The sequence below is a fragment of the Nonomuraea angiospora genome (assembly GCF_014873145.1).
In the GTDB taxonomy this organism is placed as follows: domain Bacteria; phylum Actinomycetota; class Actinomycetes; order Streptosporangiales; family Streptosporangiaceae; genus Nonomuraea; species Nonomuraea angiospora.
Map to the genome: position 1 here is coordinate 1961431 of NZ_JADBEK010000001.1, position 20656 is coordinate 1982086.

Below are 20656 nucleotides of genomic sequence, written 5' to 3' on the forward strand. Positions count from 1 at the left end.
GCGCGGCGCCTCCCACGGTGCTCCTGGCATCGGATAGCGTCGTAGGTGTGATTCGTGTGTTCCTCGTCGACGATCACGAGGTCGTCCGGCGGGGCGTGGCCGCGTTGCTGGAATCCGAGGACGACATCGAGGTCATCGGAGAGGCCGGCACGGCCGAGTCCGCGATCGCCCGCATCGCGGCGCTGAGGCCCGAGGTGGCGGTGCTGGACGTGCGGCTGCCGGACGGCAGCGGGGTGGACGTGTGCCGCGAGGTGCGGTCGAGGGTGCCGGGGCTGGCGTGCCTGATGCTGACGTCGTTCGCCGATGACGACGCGCTGTTCGCCGCGGTGATGGCCGGGGCGGCCGGCTACGTGCTCAAGCAGATCCACGGCTCCGACCTGGTCGGCGCCGTCCGCACGGTCGCCTTGGGACAGTCGCTGCTCGACCCGCAGACCACCGCCGCCATGCTGCAGCGCCTGCGCGAGCAGGCCGCCAGGAAGGATCCCCTCGCCGCGCTGTCGGACCAGGAGCGGCACATCCTCGACCTGATCGGCGAGGGGCTGACCAACCGGCAGATCGGCGAGCAGCTGTTCCTGGCGGAGAAGACGGTCAAGAACTACGTGTCCAACCTGCTGGCCAAGCTCAACATGCAGCGCCGCACCCAGGCCGCCGCGCTGGCGGCGCGGCTGCGGGACGACCGTCCCGAATAACCCGTTCAGGGCACGTCTCCCGCGGTGGAGGCCGGGGGAAGGACGGGTTCGAGGTGGAACATCCCGGTGACCACCTCATGGGACCCTTCGGCGGGGCGCAGACGCCCGGCGACGGCCAGCAGCACGTCGTGCGCCGTGACCAGGCCGATCAGCCCGCCACCGTCGACCACCGGCACGGCATCGCACCCGGCGTCCAGCATCGCCGCCGCGACCCTGGTCAGCGGGGTGTCCGGGCGGACCACCGGCCTGCGCTGGCACCCGAGCAGCATCCGCACCTGACGGCTGGACTGCTCCTCCGGACCGCCCGACCAGGACATCGCCACCTGCTCGCGCGTCAGGATGCCGAACACGTGCCGCCCCTCGACCACCGGCAGGTGATGCACGTCCGCGCGGCGCATCAGCTCCCAGGCCATCAACGGTGACTCGTCCGGCTTGACCGCCACCAGGACCCGGCTCATCACCCGCTCGGCGGCCAGCATTTCGACCGTCATGACCCCTCCTTTCTCCCACCTCTACCTTCGCGGCGGCGAGCCCGCCGCGCCCGGGGACGAAGTCCCGAATGGGGGTGACGTTGGTCCCGATCTCGCGTGATTCAGGGGATTGTCGCGTCGGCGAGCAACTGGGCGAATCGACGGGGCGTGCCCGCCTGGGACCACATCGTCCGCTGCCGGGCCGCGCCCGTCCCCCGGCGGGCGAGCCGGTTGAGCAGCAGGGCGATCGGTTCGGGCTCGGGCAGGCGCGGCAGGAGCATCTCCAGCAGGTCGCGCTGGGGCAGGGCCCGCGCCGTGTACGGGTCGAGGGCGAGCGCGTCCAGGCCGAGCCGGGCGGCGGCGGCCAGCTCGGCGACGATCTGCCGGTCGCTCAGCGCCTTGATCGGCACATCTCGGGTCATGTCGGCGAGGGCCAGGGCGACGAGTGCCCGCGCCATGGCCGCCAGCAGCACAGTGTCCTCGACCGAGAGGCAGGTGTCCATGACCCGCAGCTCCACGGTCGGGTAGCGCGGCGACAGCCGGGCGTGGAAGTACACGCTCCGTTCGTCCAGGGCACGGCCGCGGCGGATCAGGTGGCACACGGCGGCGTCGTAGTCGGCCGCCGACCGCCACGCCCGGGGAGGCGCCGCCGTCGGCCAGCGGCTCCACTGCCGGTAGCGGCGGCTGGCCCAGCCCGTGTCCCCGCCGCCGGCGATGGGAGAGTTGGCGCTGAGCGCCAGCAGCGTGGCCAGGTAGGGCCGGAGCCGGGTGAGGATCTGCACGCCCAGCTCGCGGGAGGAGACGCCGACGTGTACGTGGCAGCCGCAGGTGCCCGAGCCCGCGACCAGGCCTCCATGGCGGGCCGCCAGCGCCCGGTAGCGGTCGTCGGCCGTCAGAGCGGACAAACCGGGCATGTGCCGCGGGGGGATGCCGCACGCGGCGAGATGGCAGCCCAGTTCCCGCGCCGCGCGTGCGGCGAGCGTCCGGTGGCGGGACAGCTCCTCGGCCACCTGCGCCAGGTCCGTGCACACGCCGGTGACCGTTTCGAGCTGGTAGCGCATGACCTCGGCTTTGATGTGCGGATCGCCGCCGAGCAGCGTCAGAACCGCCGGCGCGGCCAGGGCCGGGCGGCCTTCGGCCTGGTCCAGCAGCAAGAACTCCTCTTCAACGCCCACCGTCAGCGTCCGGACCACAGGGGTGGCGGTGCCATCCGCTCTCATCGCAACCTCCCCGGAAGCGATCTGCGTACGGGGCGATCGACCCGTTCCTACCGCACCACGGCCACGACGCAGCGGGCGTGGTGCAGGACCGCGTGGCTGACCGAGCCCAGCAGCGCCGAGCGGATGACTCCGCGCCCGTGCGAGCCGACCACCACCAGCGCGGCCTTGGCCGAAGCGGCCACCAGGGCGTCGACCGGGTGGGCGCGCCGCACGTCCTCGATCACCTCCACCCGCGGGTACGCCTCCCGGAACCGGGCGATCCTGGCGGCCACGACCTGGTTGGCGGCCGCGGTGATGTCGTCGGGGTCGTAGTTGACCTGCGGGGCGTACAACTGCACCGGCGGCTGCCAGGCGTGGATCGCGCGCACCGGGCCGCCGCGCAGCTCGGCCTGGCGGAAGGCGAACTCGAGCGCGGGCTCGCACTCCGGCGAGTCGTCCACGCCGACCACCACCTCACCGCGTACGGACTCCTGCTCGGGCCGCACCACGACCACCGGGCAGTGCGCCTGACCGGCCACGTGCAGGCTCACGGACCCGAGCAGGGCCCCCTCGAACCCGCCCAGCCCCCGGCTGCCGATGACGATCTCGGTCGCGTCCTTGGCCTGCTCACGCAGCGCCACCGCCGCGGGCCCCTCGACGACCTCGGTCGAGATCTCGACGTCCAGCTGCCGCTCGCTCGCCAGCTCGGCCGCCTCGGTGACCATCGTCTGCGCCATGCGGTCGAGCACGTCCGGCTCGGGAGCGGCGTGGAACCTCGAAAAACGGTACGAATCACGGTTCACGGCGTGCACGATGCGCAACGGCTCGTGCCGGCGCTTCGCGTCATCCACCGCCCAGGCCACCGCGGCGCACGACGCCCGCGATCCGTCGACACCTGCAATGATCATTTCGGTCCCCCCTCTCCCCCCATCGCACCGCGCGCGACCTCGCCACCCCAGGGCCATAAGTCCCTCGCGGGCGGGGCCAACGACCTGATCGTCCGGCTCACCGCACGCGGTCACCCGGCGCGCGCCGATGGGCGGCGTGATCGCTGATCACGCCGCCCATCACCGGATCACCGGTCAGGTCAGGAAGCTGCCGTACGGGCCGTTCAGCATGCCGTTCTTCTGGGTCTGGTTGAAGACGCAGTTCGGGTAGGAGTAGAAGGTCGCCGACATGCACGTCCCGTCGGTGGAGGTGGCGTCGGGCAGGCCGAACGCGTGCCCCAGCTCGTGCACCATTCCGCCGTACCACCGGTTCATCGCACCGTTGATCCCCGCGGCGCCGTCGGCGTCGTGTCCGCTGAGGATGACCCATCCGTTGCCGCCGCCGCCACCGGCGCCGTCGCCTTCGGCGCTGATCTCGCCGACGTTGACCCAGCGGTTGTCCGGGGCGCCGAGGCCGAGCTTACGGCGCAGTTCGGCCTGCATGTTGCAGACCGTCCACCAGTACTTCTCCCCGCAGTTCGGCGTGTTCTCGTACCAGGTCCGCGGCTGGTCGCCGTTGACGACCTCGACGACCGGGTTGTTCAGCGTGAACGTCTTGCCGAGCTGCTGCTTGAAGAAGCGCTGCGCCTCCTGCATGACCTTGGCGATGCCGTCCGGGTAGCGCTGGTCGTAGGCCACGTCCGAGGGCTTGAGCCAGTAGACCCGCACGGTCCGCGACGGCGGCGGGCCCGACGTCGGGGTCACGGTCGGGGTCACGGTCGGAGTCGCCGTGGGGGTCACGGTGCCCGTGCAGGTGACGCCGTTGAGGGTGAAAGTGGCCGGCACCGGGTTGGTGGAGTTGTTCCACGTGCCGTTGAACCCGAACGAGGCGCTGCCGTTCGTCGGCAGGGAGCCGTTCCAGCCGACGTTGGCGGCGGTCACCGCGCTGCCGCTCTGGGTCACGACGGCGTTCCAGGCCTGGCTGACCGTCTGCGCGGCGCCGAAGCTCCAGCGCAGGGTCCAGCTCGTGAGTGGATCACCGAGGTTCTTGATCGCGACGTTGGCGCTGAAGCCGCCGGTCCACTGCGAGCCCAGGGTGTAGGTGACCTGGCAGCCGGCCGCGGCCGCGTGCGCCGTGATCGTGCTCGCCACCGCGGCACCGGCCATGCAGACGGCCAGGACCCCGGCGATGAGGCCCCTGCGTAATCCTCGTAAGCGCATACGCCTTCTCCGTGTGAGGGGGAGCCCGAAAAATGTGAACCTTAACAACGAGTACGGTGATGATCCGCACCGAACCTGTCAATGAGCGCGGGCGGAAGGCTGCTGCGGACGTGGGGAAATGCTTTTGGGACTCTGAAAGTTTCAGGCAGCCAGATGTTCGCGCAGCAGCGCGAAGAACGTGTCGCCGCGGACGATCTCGAACGGATCCCCCAGGAGGCCCGCGAGCTCGGCGATGTCGGCCGGCGTCCAGTTCCAGGCGTTGACCGCCCCGGCGATGAACAGCGGCGTGCCCCCGTCCCATCCCTCGATCCGCCGCACCAGCGTGTCCCGGTACTCCTGCGCCTTGCCCTGCGGCGAGAAGTTCCCGATCACGGGCAGGCCCGCCGGATGGATCAGCAGGTCGCCGGTCTCCCACGACTGGATGATGCCGCGCACCGGCGTGTCGCGCCGGTAGGCGGCGACGATGCGCTCGTCGAAGGCCACCCAGCCGTCGCCCTCGGGCCGGCGGTGGTTGTAGGCGTAAACGAGATCCATGCCGGTACGGCGCAGGAATCGGCCGGTGAGCCGCGTGTACGCGGCCAGCGCCGCCGCCGGCCAGGACCCCGGGTAGGTGTAGCCGGCGCCGGACGGGCCGGCCACGAGCAGGTCGTTGGCGGTGGCCGTGCGCTGGTAGTACGCCAGCAGCGCGGGCCCGATGTCGGCCAGCAGCGGGCTGACCGTCCAGTTGACCGGCACGCCGCCGCGCTTGGGGTCGTCCCAGATCTCGCGCATCCGGCGCTGGCAGTACTGGATGTTGTCGCCCTCGCCGACCGTGAGCGTGAGATAGACGCGGTCGCGTAACCTGGCCGGCGGTCGCGGGCGTACCCGGTCGGAGATCCTGGCGGAGACCCCGGCGTGGACGGTGGCGTTCATGTAGTAGTCGGCGGGGACCACCTCCACGCCGTGCTGCGAGGCCCGGTCGACACCGCCCCACTCGCCCGCCACGTCGTTGGAGAACCAGCCCGCGTACGGCGTGGCGGGCTCGACCCGGCCGAAGATCTCGTCGAGCAGCTCACCGGTGGCGCCGCTGGGCGGCAGCCAGAAGACCATGGCGCGGGTGGCCACCGCGTAGTCGCGGAAGTAGGGGAACGGCTCGACCCGGGTGGGCGCGGTCGTCGTGGCCGTGACCAGGTACTGGTTCCACAGGTCCACCTCGACGAGCAGTTGCCGGGCGCCGGCCGGGGCGGTGAAGCGGTAGATGAAGTAGTTGCCGCCGTCGGCGAAGCGGTTGGCGTCGCCGCCGACGGCGGAGTTGAGACCGTCGAAGAGGTAGGGGGCCTCGGCGTCCGTGCCGGGGGTGAACGCCGCGATCTGCGTCCCGTCCGCGCTCACCTTCACCGAGCCCACCGACGCGCCCCAGCCGTCGTCGCCGAGCGAGTCCTGGAAGCGCAGGTAGACGCCGTCCTGGGCGGTCGGCAGCTCCTGGCTCAGGTCGAACGTGCGCACCGCCCGGTTGGAGGAGTCGCGTACGCGCTCGCTCTCCCGCGCGAGCTCGCGCCACCGCACGCCGTCCACCCGCACCGTCCTGGTGGGCGGGAGCCCGGCGAGCAGGGCGTGGGTGCAGCGGGGGAACAGGTGGTCGAGCTGCCAGCGGTACGTGGCCAGGACGTCGGCGGGGTCGAAGCGGCCGCGCAGGTCCGCGACGGTGCGCAGGCCGTGCGCGGCGGCCTGCTCGGCGGTCGCGGCGACGGCGTCCTCGAGGCCGGCCAGGGTGGTGGCGACGTTGACGGAGTCGGGGACGTCCGGGTCGTGCAGGATCGCGCCGCGCACCTCGGCGCGGTAGCGGGCGACCAGGTCGAGGGGGCGGTCGTGACGGGTGACCGCCGCGCCGGTGGTGGACAGCCAGCGCTCGTCGTGTCCGGCGGCGTCGTAGTTGAAGTAGAGGCGCGGCCGGCGGCGGTTGACGACGCCCTGGAGGGTGGTCAGGAGCAGCTGGTCGTCGCCGTGGAGGGTGGTGAGGTCGGCGAAGTCGAGGTGGGTGGGTCGGCCGAAGTTCGGCAGGAAGGTGGGGAGGGTGCGGGCGGCGGCGGGGCCCTGGAAGGTGAGGCCGAGGCCGCCGGCCGCGAGGACCGCGCCGTTCGCCCGTAGGAAACTGCGTCGTGACACCATCGACGATCTCCGCTCCTCATGGGGGGACAAGGATTGACACCGCTGTCAACTGTCCTCGAACGTAACAACGTGACGTGATGTTGTCCATGGTGTAAAGCTCCCCGGACACCGCCGGGGAGCGGTCCCTTACAGCCCCTGGACCAGGGCCACGATCACCGCGGTCAGCGCCACCGGACCCATCACCGCCACCGTCACCACGGTCGCGTTGCGGCCGGGCAGCAGGCGGGCGAGGGTGCGCGTGGCGACCTGCCGCACCACACCCGCGCCGGGCAGCACGAACAGCCCCAGCGTGAACGCGCCGGCGGCGAGGGACTCCGCCTGGCTGGCGCTCACCCGGCCGGACAGGTGCAGCAGGCTCGCGACGACGATGCCGAACGCCAGCGACAGGAACAGGTGGCCCACCGCGACGAGCGCGGACCTGCTGAACGGCTGCCCGCTCTCGCCGAAGAAGTGATCGCCGGCGCGCAACGCCAGCGAGAGCGCCGCCGCCACCAGCCCCACGGCGACCGGCATGACGACGGTCGCCGCCACCAGCGTCACGAGCATCAGCACCCCGACGAACCCGCTGCTGGCCAGGAACCGCTTGAGCTCGAAGGGCTCCGCGGGAGGCGGGGCCGGGCGGGGCTCCCGCGGCCGGTCGGCGTGGAGGGTCGGCGCGGGAGCGGGCACGTAGGGCGGCGGCCGCTCCTCCTGGCGGCTCGGGGCGTATTCGACCGGCGGGAGCAGGTCGGAGACGATGTCCATGGTCAGCGTGCCGCTCGCGATCCGCTTGGTCCTGTCCGGGCGGCCCGCCGGATCGAGCGCCCTGGCCAGCCGCAGCAGCTCTCCCGCGCCGGGCCGCGCCGCCGGATCGACCTGCATCGCCCGGCTCAGCCAGCCCCGCAGCCACGCCGGCGCCTTGTCGAGCTGCGCCCGGCCTTCCATGGTGTTGAAGCAGATCGCCTCGAACGTCCCCGTCCCGAACGGCGGCAGCCCCGTGGCCGCGAAGAACACCGTCGAGGCCAGCGCGTGCACGTCGGCCGCCTGGGTGATCTGCGAGTCACGGATGATCTCCGGCGCCAGGTAGCCCGGCGTGCCGACGAACATCCCGGTCTGCGTCAGCCGGGCCGCGTTCACCAGATGCGCGATGCCGAAGTCGATGACCAGCGGCTCGCCGTCGACCAGCATGACGTTGGACGGCTTGAGGTCACGATGGATCACGTCGGCCGCGTGGATGTCCACCAGCGCCTGGCACAGCCCCTGCGCGAGCTTGACGACCTCGCGCGCCTCCAGCGGGCCGTCGGCCAGCACGGTGTCCTCCAGCGTGCGGCCCGCGGCGAAGCGGGTCACCACGTAGGGCCGGTCGCCCGCCAGCTCGGCGTCGATCACCTCGGCCACGTAGCGGCTGCGCACCCGCCGCATCGTCTCCACCTCGCGGAACAGCCGGTCGCGCGACTTGAGATCGGCGGCCACGTGCGGGTGCAGAACCTTGATCGCGACCTCGCGGCCCGCGCCGTCCAGACCGAGGTGGGCCACCCCCATGCCGCCCTCGCCGATCTTCCCGATCACCCGGTACGGGCCGAGATGCTCGTGCGTCTGCGTGCTCATTCCCGCCGTCATCCTCCGTGTTTCCCCCGGTACGCCGCACTTCCGTACGCGCTGGCCCGGATATTCTCCCGCAGCGTTTCCCCCGAGATGCACAGTAAGCGAAGATCGGCCCGAGCGCGGCGCTCCCGGCGGTTTCAGGTGGAGGCGCGGTGAATGACGTGCGGGGACAACGAGGCCGGCGTCAGGCGCGGCTTGCGGCCCGACAGGTTCGCCACGACCGCGTCGGCCAGGGAACGGCCCACCTTCTCCAGGTCGAAGGCGATCGTGCTGAGCGGCGGATCGGCCGCTTGGGCGAGGGGGATGTCGTCGGTGCCGATGACCGCCAGATCGCCGGGGGCGGTGAGCCCGGCGCGGCGCAGGCCCATGAGGAGGGCGATCGCGACCTCGTCGTTGTAGGCGCACACGGCGGTCACGGACTCCCGCCGCCAGCGCCTGGCGGCGCGGGCCATGGCGGCGCCGTCGAGCCTGGTGTCGAGCGCCGTGGGCGGGTCGACACCGGCGTGCGCGCAGGCCTCGGCGACCCCGGCCAGCCGGTCGCCGGCGATCTTGCGGAGCAGCGGGTGCTCGGGCATGGCGTAGCCGAGGCGCCGGTGACCCAGGTCGATGAGGTGCTCGGCCTGGAGGCGGCCCATGAGCCGCATGGTGGGGTGGGCCTCGAACTCGGTGGTGAAGACGAGGTCCGCGCCGGCCCGGCGCAGGGCCTGCACGGTCTCGTCGTCGAGCGGGTCGAGGCTGACGACCACCGAGGCGTCGATCGCCGCGCAGACGTCGGGCAGCGGCCGCCCCGGCGCTCCGGCCAGGTGGGTGACCAGGGTGAGGCCGGCGTCGGCCAGGGCGGTGGCGAACTGCTCGACGAAGCGGTTGATGCCGGGGCCGATCGACAGGTGCGGGATGGACAGCAGGACGACGTCGCTGCGCCCCGCGGCCAGGGAGCGGGCCGAGCCGCGCGGGCGGTAGTCGAGCCGCTTGACCGCGTCGAGGACGCGGCGGCGGGTCTCTTCCGGGATCGACTGCCCCGGGGTGTCGTTGAGCACATAGCTCACGGTCGCGGCGGAGACGCCGGCTGCTCGGGCGACATCGGCGCTGGTGACCCGCTTCGCTGGGCGTCTCATGTCGGCATCGTAGGAGATTCCGGCCGGCTGTGTGACGGGCGCCTCCGTTGCGTACTTGTTACGGGGAGACGTCTTGCGATCCCTGCGGCGGTCAACGGTAGGTTACTGATGCGCTTAAGTAATGAGCTGCACTTTCGACCCTGACTGCTTTGGGAAGGGTGTTCATGGCCACTCCCCCCTCTCTCGGACCGCTCGAAACCCGGACCCCCGACGACCTGCCGAGGGCGAGCGCGGGCTACGTCTTCTGGATGATGGCCGCCAACTTCGGCATCTCCATGGCCTTCGTGGTCCCGCTGTCGTTCTCGCTGGCGGTGCGGATCGACGAGCTCGCCCCCGGGCACGAGGAGGTGCTCGGATACGTCACGGGCACCGCCCAGACCATCTACCTCGTGCTCAGTCCCCTGCTCGGCGTCTGGAGCGACCGCACCCGCAGCCGCCTCGGCCGCCGCCGCCCCTTCCTGCTCGCCGGCGCGGTCCTGGGCCTGGCGGCGCTGGTCGGCATCGCGCTCGCGCCGACCCTGCTGCTCGTGGGAGCCGGCTGGATCCTCGCGATGCTCGGCTGGGCGACCGCCTCCCAGGCGATCCTCAACGTGCAGGCCGACCGCATCCCCGAGGCCCAGCGCGGCAAGATCGGCGGCCTCACCGGGCTGACCGGCCAGATCGCCCCCATCGTCGGCATCGGGATCACCACCGCCGTGACGGGCGACACGTTCCTCGTCTTCGTCCTGCCCGGCGTCGTCGGCGCGGTGCTGCTCGGCGTCTTCCTCGTCGTGGGCAAGGAGGACGACACGCGCGGCGCCGTCCACACCACGCCCGTGTCGGCGCGGACGCTGGCGTCCAGCTACGTGTTCAACCCCCGCAAGTACCCCGACTTCGGCTGGAACTGGCTGGGGCGCCTGCTGTTCTTCATGGGGCTGTACTTCAACACGACGTTCACCACGTTCTTCTACGCCCAGCGCCTGGACCTGCCGGTGCGGGAGGTCGCCGGAGCGGCGGCCGTCATCGGGATCCTCGGCGTCGCCGCGGCGGCCCTCGGCGCGATCGGCGGCGGCTTCCTGTCGGACAAGCTGCGGCGGCGCAAGCTGTTCGCCCTCGTCGGCGCGCTGTTCTTCGTCGCGGGCGCGCTGGTGGAGGCCTTCGCGTACTCCTTCCCCGTGCTGATGATCGGGTCCGTGCTGATGCAGCTCGCGATCGCGTTCTTCAGCGCGGTCGACCAGGCGATCGTGCTCGCGGTGCTGCCGAGCAGGGAGGAGGCCGGGCGGTACATGGCCGTGGTGTCGTTCGCCCACAAGCTCCCGAGCGCGGTCGCGCCGCTCGTCGCCCCGTTCGTCATCGGCATCGGCGCGAGCGGCGGCGACAAGAACTACACGCTGCTCTACCTCACCGGCGCGGTGCTGGCGCTCATCGGCGGGTCGCTGGTGTTCACGCGGGTGCGGTCGGTGCGATGAGGATGAGCGAGCACGCGCCGTACGACCTGCGGATCGCCAGTGGCGGCGATCAGTTCCCGGTCGCCGAGGAGCGGCCGATGCTGTCCTGGAAGCTGCCGCGGACGTGGAGCGGGCAGGACGGCTACGACCTCCAGCTCCGCGTGGACGGCGTCGAGCGGAGCGTGGCGAACGTCGTCTCCGCCCGGCACCTGTTCGTCGAGTGGCCGCTGCCGCCGCTGCGCAGCCGGCAGTCCGTGGCCTGGCGGGTCCGGACGCGTCGCGGCGGGCGGTCCTCTGGCTGGTCGCCCTGGCACGCGTTCGAGTCCGGCCTGCTGGAGCGGGACTGGTCGGCGCGCTGGATCTCCCCGCGGGAGGACGGCGGGGACTCGCGCCCGGCCTACGTCCTGGCCGGCGGCGTGGACCTGCGCGGCGACATCGCCCACGCCCGGCTCTACGCCACCGCGCTCGGTGTCTACGAGGCGTTCGTCAACGGCACCCGGGTGGGGACGGCGGAGCTGGCGCCGGGCTCCACCTCGTACGGGGACACGCTGTACGCCCAGGCCGCCGACGTCACGGCGCTGCTGCGCGGCGGCGGCAACGACCTGGAGATCCTGCTGTCGGACGGCTGGTACCGGGGCAGCGTCGGCACCTGGCGCAAGCGCGACTCGTGGGGCACGACCACCGCGGCCCGGCTCCAGCTCCACGTCCGCTACGCCGACGGCACCGAGGCGGTCGCCGTCACGGGCGCGGACTGGACCTCGCGCCGCGGCAGCATCGTCGCGGCCGACCTGATGAACGGCCAGACGACCGACTTCACGGCCCCGCCGGGCGCCACCCGGCCCGTCCTGGTGGACGCGGTCACCGCGCCGCCGATCAGCTGGTCACCGGCCCCGCCGGTGCGCCGGATCGAGCGGATCGCCCCGCGTTCGGTGACCCGGCACGGCGACGGCGCCTGGATCGTGGACTTCGGCCAGAACGCCTCCGGCTGGATCGCCCTGGCGGGCCTGGGCCCGGCCGGCACCCGTACGGTGATCGACTACGGCGAGCACCTGGACCCGGCCGGGGACCTGACCACGACGCACCTGGACAGCCGGCGGCCGGGCGAGCCCGCGATCCCGTTCGTGCAGCGCGACGAGGTCGTCTCCTCGGGACGGCCCGGCGAGGTGTTCGAGCCCCGGCACACCGTGCACGGCTTCCGCTACGCGCGCCTCTCCCGCGCCGTGGACCCGGCGGACATCGTCATGCGGGTCGTGCACACCGATCTGCGCCCGACGGCGACGTTCGCCTGCAGCGACGACGACCTCAACCGGCTGCACGAGGTGGCGCGCTGGAGCTTCCGCGGCAACGCCGTGGACCTCCCGACCGACTGCCCCACGCGCGAGCGTCTGGGCTGGACGGGCGACTACCAGATCTTCGCGCCGACCGCGGCCCGCCTGTACGACGTCGACGGCTTCAGCCGCAAGTGGCTGCGCTCCGTCCGCGACGACCAGCTGGACGACGGCCGCGTGGTGAACTCCTCGCCCGACGCCAACCGGCTGAAGGTCCACGACGAGCCGATGGCGAACGGGATCACCGGCTCGGCCGGGTGGGGCGACGCGATCGTCCTCGTCCCATGGGTGCTCTACACGACCTACGGCGACACGGCCGCCCTCGCCGAGAACTGGCCGGCGATGCGGCGCTGGGTCGAGTGGGCACTGGCGACCGCGCGCGACGCCCGGCACCCCTCCCGCGTCGAGCGTTCGGCCGAGCCGCTCGCCCACGAGGAGTTCGTCTGGGACGGCTCCTTCCACTGGGGCGAATGGCTGGAGCCGAAGGAACGCGCGGCGGACGGGTCCCTGATCGATCCCGTGATGAGCGATCCCATGGCGTGGTACCTGGCGGACAAGGGCGAGGTGGGCACCGCGTACCTGTTCCGCTCCGTCCGCACCCTCGCCGACGTGGCGCGGGTGCTGGGTCACGCCGGCGAGGCGGCCCGCTACCGCGAGACGGCCGAGCGGGTACGCCGGGCGTGGCGGACGGAGTTCCTGGACGCCGAGGGCCGGACGAAGGCCGGCACGCAGGCGAGCTACGTGCGGGCCCTGGCGTTCGAGCTCGTGCCCGAGGACCTGCGCGAGCGGGCGGCCCGGCACCTCGTCGCCCTGATCGACGCGGCCGGCGGGCACCTCGGCACGGGCTTCCTCTCGACGGCCGACCTGCTGCCCGTCCTGGCCGACTCCGGCCACCCCGACGTCGCCTACCGGGTGCTGCTGCAGCGCTCGTCCCCCTCGTGGCTGGGCATGCTCGACCGGGGCGCGACCACCATCTGGGAGGACTGGGACGGGGTGTCCGAGGACGGCACGGCCACGGCGTCACTCAACCACTACAGCAAGGGCGCGGTCATCCGCTTCCTGCACACCCACACCCTCGGCCTGCGGCAGGAGCCGGGGTCGGCCGGCTGGGAGTCCTTCGTGGTCGCGCCGGTGCTCGACGAGACGATCACCTGGGCCACGGGCACCTTCGACGGCCCGCGGGGGCGGATCGCCGTCGACTGGCACGTCGAGGACGGCCACCTGACCATCGCGGTCGAGGTGCCCGGAGGCTCCGAGGCACGGATCCGCTTCCCGGACGGCAGCACGTTCCACACCGGCCCGGGACGTTTCTCTCGACGACGTCCCATCAACTGAAGGAGTTCACGCATGTCCATTGCCGATGTGTCGGGCAAGTCCCTGGCGGAGCTCGTCTCCCTGCGCGGGCGGCGCGCGGTCGTGACCGGCGGCGGTCGCGGGCTGGGCCGGGCGATCGCGCTCCGCCTGGCCGAGGCGGGCGCCGACCTGCTGATCGGCGACATCGACGAAGAGCTCGCCGTCACCGCCGCCAAGCAGCTCGCCGAACGCCACGGCGTACGCGCGATCGGCACCGCCATGGACGTCACCGACGCGGCGTCCGTGGCCGCGGCGGCCGACCTCGCCGTGTCCGAGCTCGGCGGCCTGGAGATCTGGGTGAACAACGCCGGGATCTTCCCGAGCGTCCCGCTGCTGGAGATGAGCGAGGAGACCTGGGACCAGGTGTTCGCGGTGAACGCGCGCGGCGTCTTCGTCGGCGCGCGTGAGGCGGCGCGGCGGATGTCGGCGGCGGGCCCGAGCGGTGTCACCGGCGGCGCCATCGTGAACATCATCTCGACCGCGGGTTTCCGCGGGAGCGCGCCGGGCCTGGCCGCCTACGTCGGGTCCAAGCACGCCGCCCGCGGTCTCACGCGCGAGCTGGCCCTCGAACTCGCTCCGCTGGGCATCCGCGTGCTCGGGGTGGCGCCGAGCTACGTCCCCACGGAGGGCAACATGATGGCGGCGGCGGCCGTGCCGGCCGGCGAGCTCCCGCCGACCAACCTCATGCTGAACGGCCCGGTCGGCCGGATCGGCGTGCCCGACGACATCGCGCGCGTCGTCCTGTTCTGCGCGTCGGACCTGGCCGCCTTCATGACGGGCAGCACGCTGCTCGCCGACGGCGGCGACACCGCCTGACGCGCGTTCAGCCGCCGTCGACCGGCGCCGGGATCCGCGCCTCCACCTTGAACGACGCGCGATCGGCCCGGTAGACGTCGCGCGCGAACTCGATGCAGCGCCCCTCGCTCGTGTAGGTGCGGCGGGTCAGCAGGATCCCGCTGGAGGCGCTGCGCACCTGCAGCCGGGCGCAGGAGGCGTCGTCGATGACGATGGACTCGATGACGGCGGAGGCATCGGCCGGCACGACGCCGTAGTGGGCACGCAGGATGTGCCAGAGCGAGCCGGTGAGGGGCCGCTCCAGCAGGCCGGGCGTGATCGCGCTGGGGAAGTAGGTGGTCTCCAGCGCGATCGGCTCGTCGTCGGCGAAGCGCAGCCGGTGCAGGGCGTGCACGGTCTCCTCGCCGGCCAGGTCGAGCGCCTCCCGGGCCGAAGGGGTCGGGGGGCGCTCCTCGGCCCAGATGAGCTGGGCCGACGGCCGCCGCCCGGCCAGGATGATCTCGTCGGAGAAGCTGCCGATGTGGAACGGCACCCGCGGTTCGGCCACGAACGTGCCGCGCGGCGGCCGCCGGTAGACGTAACCCTCCTTCTCCAGCAGCGCCAGGGCCTGCCGGGCGGTCATCCGGCTGACGCCGAAGCTCTCGCTGAGCTCCCGTTCGGACGGCATGAGCGTGTGGGGGCCGAGCTTCTCGCCGGTGATGCGGTCGCGCAGCTCCGCGGCGATCGTCACGTAACGGGGTGAGCCCATGCTTGACACCTTAGCCCACTTGGACGATACCTTGCGGTCTACACCAGATGGTATATACCAAGAGGGAGGTTGCGATGAGAGACGACACAGCGCGCACCGACAGCGACGGGCTGGCCCGGTTCGGTTACGAGCAGTCCTTCGAGCGGCGGACCGGCCGGTTCGCCTCGTTCGCCGTGGCCTTCGCGTTCGTCTCGATCGCGACCGGCATCTTCACCACCTACGGGTCCGTGCTGAGCTCCTCCGGGCCGCTCGGCATCTGGACCTGGCCGATCGCGGTGGTCGGCCAGCTCGCGGTGGCGTTCGTCATCGGCTCGCTGGCCTCCCGGATCCCGGTGACCGGCTACGCCTACCAGTGGACCTCCCGCCTGGCCAACCCGGTGCTCGGCTGGATCATCGGCTGGATCTCGTTCATGTTCCTGGCCGTCGTCGTCGTGGCCGTGGACTACACGGTCGCCTCGACGGTCCTGCCCGTCCTGCTGGACTACACGGCCAACGGCGGCATCACCTGGGCGGTCACCGCGGTGATCCTGCTCGGGCAGGCCGCGCTCGTCGGGGGCTCCACCCGGTGGTCCGAGAAGGTCAACAACACCGCCGTGTCGGCCGAGCTCGCCGGCATGGTGCTGCTGACCGTGCTGCTGCTCGTCGTGGCCGCGGTCCGCAACGACATGGACTTCGGCAACCTGTGGAGCAGGGGCGCCCTGCCCGCCGAGGGATACTGGAGCTTCGGCGACCTGACCACGGCCGGGCCGTGGGTGCTGGGCTTCCTGCTCGGCGCCTTCACCATCGTCGGGTTCGAGTCGGCGGCCAACCTCGCCGAGGAGACCACCGACCCCGAGCGGGTGGTCCCGCGGGCCATGTGGCAGGCGGTCCTGGCCTCCGGCGTCCTGGGCTTCCTGTTCCTGGTCGCGGTGACGCTCGCGGCCGGCGACCCCGCGGCGCTCGCCGCGTCCGGCACCCCGATCGCCGACGTCATCAAGCAGACCCTCGGACCGGTCGTCGCCACGCTCCTGCTGCTGCTGGTCGTGCTCGCGATCTTCGCCTGCGGCCTGGTCATCATGATGACCGGCACCCGCCTGACCTGGGCGATGTCCCGCGACGAGCGGTTCCCCGGCTGGCGGCAGTGGCAGCGGGTCTCGCCGCGCTTCGGCACCCCGCTGCGGGCGACGGTGTTCTACGTGGTGCTCGCCGAGGTGATCCTGGGCCTGTTCTCGGCCTTCTCGGAGGACGCGCTGTTCACCCTGTTCGGCGCGGCCACGCTGCTGCCGGCCGTCATCTACGCCGCGACCGTCGCGCTCTACCTCGCCAAGCGGCGGCACCTGCCGGCCAACGGCAAGTTCGACCTCGGCGCCTGGGAGAAGCCCGTCCTGGCGGTGTCGGTCGTGTGGCTGGTGTTCGAGCTGTCCATCTTCCGCGACGCCTCCTTCCGCGACGCCTGGCTCTACGTTCTGGTGATGGTCGTGATCGGCGCCGCCTACCTGGTGACGCTGCTGGCGACCCGTGGCCGCCGGGCGCTGGACATGCCCGACATGCACTCGATCGACGGCGCTTTCGCGCAGAAGGAGCAGATCTGACGATGCACGTCCTCGCGATCGACCAGGGCACGTCAGGGACCAAGGCCATCGTCGTGGACGCCGGTGGCGCCGTCCTGGCGATCGCCGAGGAGGCCCTGCGCCCGCGTTACCTGGAGGGCGGCGGCGTCGAGCAGGACCCGCGTGCCCTGCTCGACTCCGTCCTGACCGCCGGACGGCGCGCGGCCGCCGCGGCGGGCGTGCCGCTGGACGCGGTCGCCCTGGCCAACCAGGGCGAGACCGTGCTGGCCTGGGATCCCGTCACCGGCGAACCGCTCACCCCCGCCATCGTCTGGCAGGACCGCCGGGCCGAGCCGCTGTGCGCCGCGCGGGCCGAGCACGCCGGCCGGGTGGCCGCGCTGACCGGCCTCGTGCTCGACCCGTACTTCTCGGCGCCGAAGATGCGCTGGATCCGCGAGGAGCTGACCACCGAGGGCGTCGTGACGACCACCGACACCTGGCTGGTCCACCGGCTGTGCGGCGCGTTCGTCACCGACGCCTCCACCGCCAGCCGCTCCCTGCTGCTCGGGCTGGAGGACGCGCGGTGGAACGGCGAGCTGCTGGAGCTGTTCGGGCTCGGCTCCGAACGGCTCCCCGAGATCGTCGCCAGTGACGCCGTCGTCGGCACGACCACCGCGTTCGGCCCGGAGGTCCCCGTGACCGGGCTGATCGTCGATCAGCAGGCCGCGCTGCTGGCCGAGGCGTGCCTGGAGGCGGGCACCGCCAAGTGCACCTACGGCACGGGCGCGTTCCTGCTCGCCCAGCTCGGGACGTCCCCCGCGCGCTCGGCGTCGGGGCTGGCCACGTCGATCGCCTGGCGGCTGCACGGCGAGACGCGCTACTGCGTGGACGGCCAGGTCTACACCGCGGCCTCGGCCGTGCGCTGGCTCGCCGACCTCGGCCTCGTCTCCGGCGCGGACCAGCTCGACGCCGTCGCGGCGCCCTCCGGCGACGGCGTGCTGTGCGTGCCCGCGCTCGCCGGGCTGGCCGCGCCGTGGTGGGACGCCGGCGCCACCGCCTCGTTCACCGGCATGACGCTCAGCACCGGCCGCGGGCACCTCGTACGGGCGCTGCTGGAGGGGGTCGCCGCGCAGGTCGCCGAGCTGGCCGCGCTGGTGGGGGCGGATCTCGGCGCGCCGCTGTCGCGGCTGCGCGTGGACGGCGGCCTGACCCGCTCGCGCGTCCTCATGCAGGCGCAGGCCGACCTCGCCCAGCTCCCCGTGGAGGTCTACCCGTCGCCGCACGCGACCCCGCTCGGCGCCGCCGCCTGCGCGCTGATGGCCCTGGACCCGGCCCTGGACGCCGCCGCGGCCGTCGGCGGCTGGCGGCCGTCGGCCGTCTACGAGCCCGCCTGGCCCGCGGACCGGGCCGCCGCGCACCTGGAGCGGTGGCGGGCCGCCGCCCAGGCCACTCTGTCGTCGAAGGAGAACTCGTGAACACGTACGACGTGGCCGTGATCGGCGGCGGCATCGTCGGCTCGGCCATCGCGCGCCTGCTGGGCGGCACCGCGCTGTCGGTGGCGCTGGTGGAGGCGCGCGACGACGTGGGCGACGGCACCAGCAAGGCCAACACCGCCATCCTGCACACCGGCTTCGACGCCAAGCCGGGCACCCTGGAGTCCCGCCTGGTCGCCCGCGGCTACGACCTGCTCGGCCGCTACGCCGAGGCCACCGGCATCCCGGTCGAGCGCACCGGCGCGCTGCTCGTGGCCTGGACGCGGGAACAGCTCGACGCCCTGCCCGGCCTGCGGGCCAAGGCCGAGCGCAACGGCTACACCGCCTGCGAGATCGTCGACGCCGCCGAGGTCTACCGCAGGGTCCCGGCCCTCGGCCCGGGCGCGCTCGGCGGGCTGACGGTCCCCGGCGAGTCCGTCATCTGCACCTGGACCACGAACCTCGCCCTGGCCACCGACGCCGTCAACCGCGGCGTGAGGCTGCTGCGCGGCCACCGCGTCACCGCGGTCCATCGCGGTCCTGACGCCACCCGGCTGGTCACCACGGCGGGCGAGCTGTCCGCCCGGTGGGTGGTCAACGCCGCCGGGCTGGGCGCCGACGCGCTCGACGCCCTCTTCGGCCACGACCGCTTCACCGTCACGCCGCGCCGCGGCGAGCTGCTGGTCTTCGACAAGCTCGCCCGGCCGCTGGCGCCCTGCATCGTGCTGCCGGTGCCGTCGTCGGCCGGCAAGGGCGTGCTCGTCAGCCCTACCATCTACGGCAACGTCATGCTCGGCCCGACCGCCGAGGACCTGACGGACAAGGCCGCGACCGGCACCTCGGAGGCGGGGCTGGAGTTCCTGCGCGAGAAGGGCGCCGAGCTCATGCCCCGGCTGATGGCGGAGGAGGTCACCGCGACCTACGCGGGCCTGCGCGCCTCGATCGGCCGCGACGACTACCTGATCGACCTCGATGCCGGGCAGCGCTATCTCCTGGTCGGCGGCATCCGCTCCACCGGCCTGACCGCCGGCATGGCGATCGCCGAGCACGTCGCGGACCTGCTCAAGGGCCACCTCGACCTCGTCGAGCGGGCCGGCCTGCCCGCGCCGCCCCGCATGCCCAACCTGGGCGAGGCGTTCCCGCGCCCCTACCAGGACGCCGCCGCGATCGCCGCCGACCCCGAGTACGGGAGGGTCGTGTGCTTCTGCGAGCGGGTGACAAGGGGGGAGATCCGCGACGCCCTGGCGTCGGTGATCCCGCCCGCCGGGGTGGAGGGCCTGCGCCGCCGCACCAGAGCCATGAACGGACGCTGCCAGGGCTTCTACTGCGGTGCCCGGGTACGCGAGATCTTCGAAGGGGAACAGAAATGACTGAGCGCGTACGGGTGGCCGTGATCGGCGGGGGCCCGGCCGGGCTCACCGCCGCCGCCACGCTCGCCCCTTCCGTGGACGGCGACGTCCTGGTCCTGGAGCGTGAGCCGGAGACCGGCGGCATCCCCCGGCACAGCGACCACCCCGGCTACGGCCTGCGCGACCTGCGCAGGTTCGTCTCCGGACCCGCGTACGCGCGCCGGCTGACCCGCCGCGCCCGCGACGCCGGGGCCCGGCTGGAGACCGAGGCCATGGTCACCGGCTGGGCCGGGCCGCGGACCCTGGAGGTGACCTCGCCGCACGGCCGCCGCCTCGTCCAGGCCGACGCGGTGGTCCTGGCGACCGGCGCCCGGGAGCGGCCCCGCCCCGCCCGGCTCATCCCCGGCGACCGTCCCGACGGCGTCTACACCACCGGCCAGCTGCAGAACCTCGTCCACCTGCACCACCGCGAGGTCGGGCGGCGCGCCGTGGTCGTCGGCGCCGAGCTGGTCAGCTGGTCGGCGGTCCTGACCCTGCGCGAGGCGGGCTGCCGCACGGTGCTGATGACCAGCGAGTACGAGCGGCCGGAAGCCTACGCGGCCTTCCACCTCCCGGGACGGCTGGCCTTCGGCGTGCTCGTCCGGGCCCGCACCCGGATCGTCGCCGTCAACGGCAGGGGCCGGGTGACCTCGGTCGACATCGAGGACCTCGGCACCGGGCGGCGCCGGCGCGTCCCCTGCGACACGGTGATCACCACCGGCGACTGGATCCCCGACCACGAGCTGGCCCGTACGGGGGGCCTGGAGATGGACGCGGCCACGCTCGGGCCGCGCGTGGACACCTCCCTGGCGACGAGCCTGCCCGGGGTGTTCGCGGCCGGGAACCTCCTGCATCCGGTCGACACCGCCGACGTCGCCGCGCTCGACGGCCGCCACGTGGCCGCGGCCGTGCTGCGGCACCTGGCCGGGGACCCCGTCCCCGGCGGCGGGGTGCCGCTGGTGGCCGAGGCGCCCCTGCGCTGGGTCGCGCCGCAGCTCGTCCGCCCCGGCGGACCGCCGCCCTCCCGCGGCAGGCTGCTGCTGTGGGCGGACGCCTTCCGGACGCTTCCGCGGGTCACCGCCACCCAGGACGGGCGCGTCCTCGGCCGTGTCCGGCTCCCGTGGCCGGCCGCCCCCGGCCGGGTCTTCCGCGTCCCCTTCTCCCTCGTGGCGGACGCCGACCCCGCGGGCGGCCCGGTGCGACTCTCCCTGGAATGACGGCTGTCCCCGCGGGCGGCCCGGCGTGCCTGCCGCCTGGAGCGACG

Annotated in this window: 16 protein-coding genes; 8 read left to right on the forward strand and 8 right to left on the reverse strand. The window is 73.0% G+C overall.

From position 1 onward, the window contains the following. The first annotated feature begins 47 nt into the window (after positions 1-47). Positions 48-689 (forward strand): response regulator transcription factor, encoded by a 642-nt coding sequence (locus tag H4W80_RS08985; protein ID WP_192784659.1) that lies wholly within the window; start codon positions 48-50, stop codon positions 687-689. A 5-nt stretch (positions 690-694) separates the two neighbouring features. Here the strand turns inward: H4W80_RS08985 and H4W80_RS08990 are convergent, their stop codons facing one another. From H4W80_RS08990 to H4W80_RS09020, 7 genes are all read right to left on the reverse strand, one after another. Continuing rightward, positions 695-1180, reverse strand: a complete 486-nt coding sequence (locus H4W80_RS08990; RefSeq protein WP_192784660.1) for a CBS domain-containing protein — start codon at positions 1178-1180, stop codon at positions 695-697. Between the two features lie 101 nt (positions 1181-1281). Next, complete coding sequence (locus tag H4W80_RS08995) at positions 1282-2379, reverse strand: carboxylate-amine ligase (protein WP_192784661.1); 1098 nt, start codon at positions 2377-2379, stop codon at positions 1282-1284. 47 nt (positions 2380-2426) lie between these two features. Next, complete coding sequence (locus tag H4W80_RS09000) at positions 2427-3266, reverse strand: universal stress protein (RefSeq protein WP_192784662.1); 840 nt, start codon at positions 3264-3266, stop codon at positions 2427-2429. Positions 3267-3440: 174 nt separating this feature from the next. Beyond that, positions 3441-4505: a cellulose-binding domain-containing protein gene (locus tag H4W80_RS09005; protein ID WP_192784663.1), complete on the reverse strand. Its 1065-nt coding sequence runs from the start codon at positions 4503-4505 to the stop codon at positions 3441-3443. A gap of 141 nt (positions 4506-4646) precedes the next feature. After that, positions 4647-6653, reverse strand: a complete 2007-nt coding sequence (locus H4W80_RS09010; protein WP_192784664.1) for a GxGYxYP domain-containing protein — start codon at positions 6651-6653, stop codon at positions 4647-4649. A gap of 126 nt (positions 6654-6779) precedes the next feature. Continuing rightward, a complete protein-coding gene (locus H4W80_RS09015) occupies positions 6780-8240 on the reverse strand; it encodes a serine/threonine-protein kinase (protein WP_192784665.1) in 1461 nt (486 codons plus the stop codon). A 134-nt stretch (positions 8241-8374) separates the two neighbouring features. Continuing rightward, positions 8375-9352, reverse strand: a complete 978-nt coding sequence (locus H4W80_RS09020; protein WP_192784666.1) for a LacI family DNA-binding transcriptional regulator — start codon at positions 9350-9352, stop codon at positions 8375-8377. A gap of 164 nt (positions 9353-9516) precedes the next feature. Between H4W80_RS09020 and H4W80_RS09025 the strand changes: the two genes are divergently transcribed. From H4W80_RS09025 to H4W80_RS09035, 3 genes are read left to right on the forward strand one after another with little or no spacing between them, the layout of a single operon-like run. Beyond that, entirely contained in the window at positions 9517-10800 is a 1284-nt protein-coding gene (locus tag H4W80_RS09025; protein WP_192784667.1) for an MFS transporter, read from the forward strand. Positions 10801-10802: 2 nt separating this feature from the next. Beyond that, complete coding sequence (locus H4W80_RS09030; protein WP_192784668.1) at positions 10803-13442, forward strand: alpha-L-rhamnosidase; 2640 nt, start codon at positions 10803-10805, stop codon at positions 13440-13442. A 12-nt stretch (positions 13443-13454) separates the two neighbouring features. Further along, the gene (locus H4W80_RS09035) at positions 13455-14276 is read left to right on the forward strand and encodes an SDR family NAD(P)-dependent oxidoreductase (protein WP_192784669.1); all 822 of its coding nucleotides are present in this window, start codon (positions 13455-13457) and stop codon (positions 14274-14276) included. 7 nt (positions 14277-14283) lie between these two features. On the opposite strand, the gene H4W80_RS09040 is transcribed toward H4W80_RS09035, so the two are convergent. After that, a complete protein-coding gene (locus H4W80_RS09040; protein ID WP_192784670.1) occupies positions 14284-15003 on the reverse strand; it encodes a GntR family transcriptional regulator in 720 nt (239 codons plus the stop codon). Between the two features lie 74 nt (positions 15004-15077). On the opposite strand from H4W80_RS09040, the gene H4W80_RS09045 reads away from it, so the two are divergent. The 4 genes from H4W80_RS09045 to H4W80_RS09060 are packed head-to-tail and all read left to right on the forward strand — an operon-like array spanning position 15078 to position 20609. Further along, entirely contained in the window at positions 15078-16574 is a 1497-nt protein-coding gene (locus H4W80_RS09045) for an amino acid permease (protein WP_192784671.1), read from the forward strand. A gap of 2 nt (positions 16575-16576) precedes the next feature. Next, a complete protein-coding gene (locus H4W80_RS09050; RefSeq protein WP_192784672.1) occupies positions 16577-18007 on the forward strand; it encodes an FGGY family carbohydrate kinase in 1431 nt (476 codons plus the stop codon). Then, positions 18004-19374 (forward strand): NAD(P)/FAD-dependent oxidoreductase, encoded by a 1371-nt coding sequence (locus H4W80_RS09055; RefSeq protein ID WP_192784673.1) that lies wholly within the window; start codon positions 18004-18006, stop codon positions 19372-19374. Before H4W80_RS09050 ends, H4W80_RS09055 begins: the two co-directional genes overlap by 4 nt. Beyond that, positions 19371-20609 carry an NAD(P)/FAD-dependent oxidoreductase gene (locus H4W80_RS09060; protein ID WP_192784674.1) on the forward strand — a complete coding sequence of 413 codons (1239 nt, stop codon included), beginning with the start codon at positions 19371-19373 and terminating at the stop codon, positions 20607-20609. Before H4W80_RS09055 ends, H4W80_RS09060 begins: the two co-directional genes overlap by 4 nt. Positions 20610-20656 lie beyond the last annotated feature (47 nt).

Excerpts from the sequence above, each read along its gene's own strand:
- H4W80_RS08990 (WP_192784660.1), bottom strand. The coding sequence starts at position 1,180 with ATGACGGTCGAAATGCTGGCCGCCGAGCGGGTGATGAGCCGGGTCCTG.
- H4W80_RS09050 (WP_192784672.1), top strand. The coding sequence starts at position 16,577 with ATGCACGTCCTCGCGATCGACCAGGGCACGTCAGGGACCAAGGCCATC.
- H4W80_RS09035 (WP_192784669.1), top strand. The coding sequence starts at position 13,455 with ATGTCCATTGCCGATGTGTCGGGCAAGTCCCTGGCGGAGCTCGTCTCC.
- H4W80_RS09060 (WP_192784674.1), top strand. The coding sequence starts at position 19,371 with ATGACTGAGCGCGTACGGGTGGCCGTGATCGGCGGGGGCCCGGCCGGG.
- H4W80_RS09000 (WP_192784662.1), bottom strand. The coding sequence starts at position 3,266 with ATGATCATTGCAGGTGTCGACGGATCGCGGGCGTCGTGCGCCGCGGTG.
- H4W80_RS09040 (WP_192784670.1), bottom strand. The coding sequence starts at position 15,003 with ATGGGCTCACCCCGTTACGTGACGATCGCCGCGGAGCTGCGCGACCGC.
- H4W80_RS09045 (WP_192784671.1), top strand. The coding sequence starts at position 15,078 with ATGAGAGACGACACAGCGCGCACCGACAGCGACGGGCTGGCCCGGTTC.
- H4W80_RS09030 (WP_192784668.1), top strand. The coding sequence starts at position 10,803 with ATGAGCGAGCACGCGCCGTACGACCTGCGGATCGCCAGTGGCGGCGAT.
- H4W80_RS08995 (WP_192784661.1), bottom strand. The coding sequence starts at position 2,379 with ATGAGAGCGGATGGCACCGCCACCCCTGTGGTCCGGACGCTGACGGTG.
- H4W80_RS09005 (WP_192784663.1), bottom strand. The coding sequence starts at position 4,505 with ATGCGCTTACGAGGATTACGCAGGGGCCTCATCGCCGGGGTCCTGGCC.
- H4W80_RS09020 (WP_192784666.1), bottom strand. The coding sequence starts at position 9,352 with ATGAGACGCCCAGCGAAGCGGGTCACCAGCGCCGATGTCGCCCGAGCA.
- H4W80_RS09025 (WP_192784667.1), top strand. The coding sequence starts at position 9,517 with ATGGCCACTCCCCCCTCTCTCGGACCGCTCGAAACCCGGACCCCCGAC.
- H4W80_RS09010 (WP_192784664.1), bottom strand. The coding sequence starts at position 6,653 with ATGGTGTCACGACGCAGTTTCCTACGGGCGAACGGCGCGGTCCTCGCG.
- H4W80_RS09015 (WP_192784665.1), bottom strand. The coding sequence starts at position 8,240 with ATGAGCACGCAGACGCACGAGCATCTCGGCCCGTACCGGGTGATCGGG.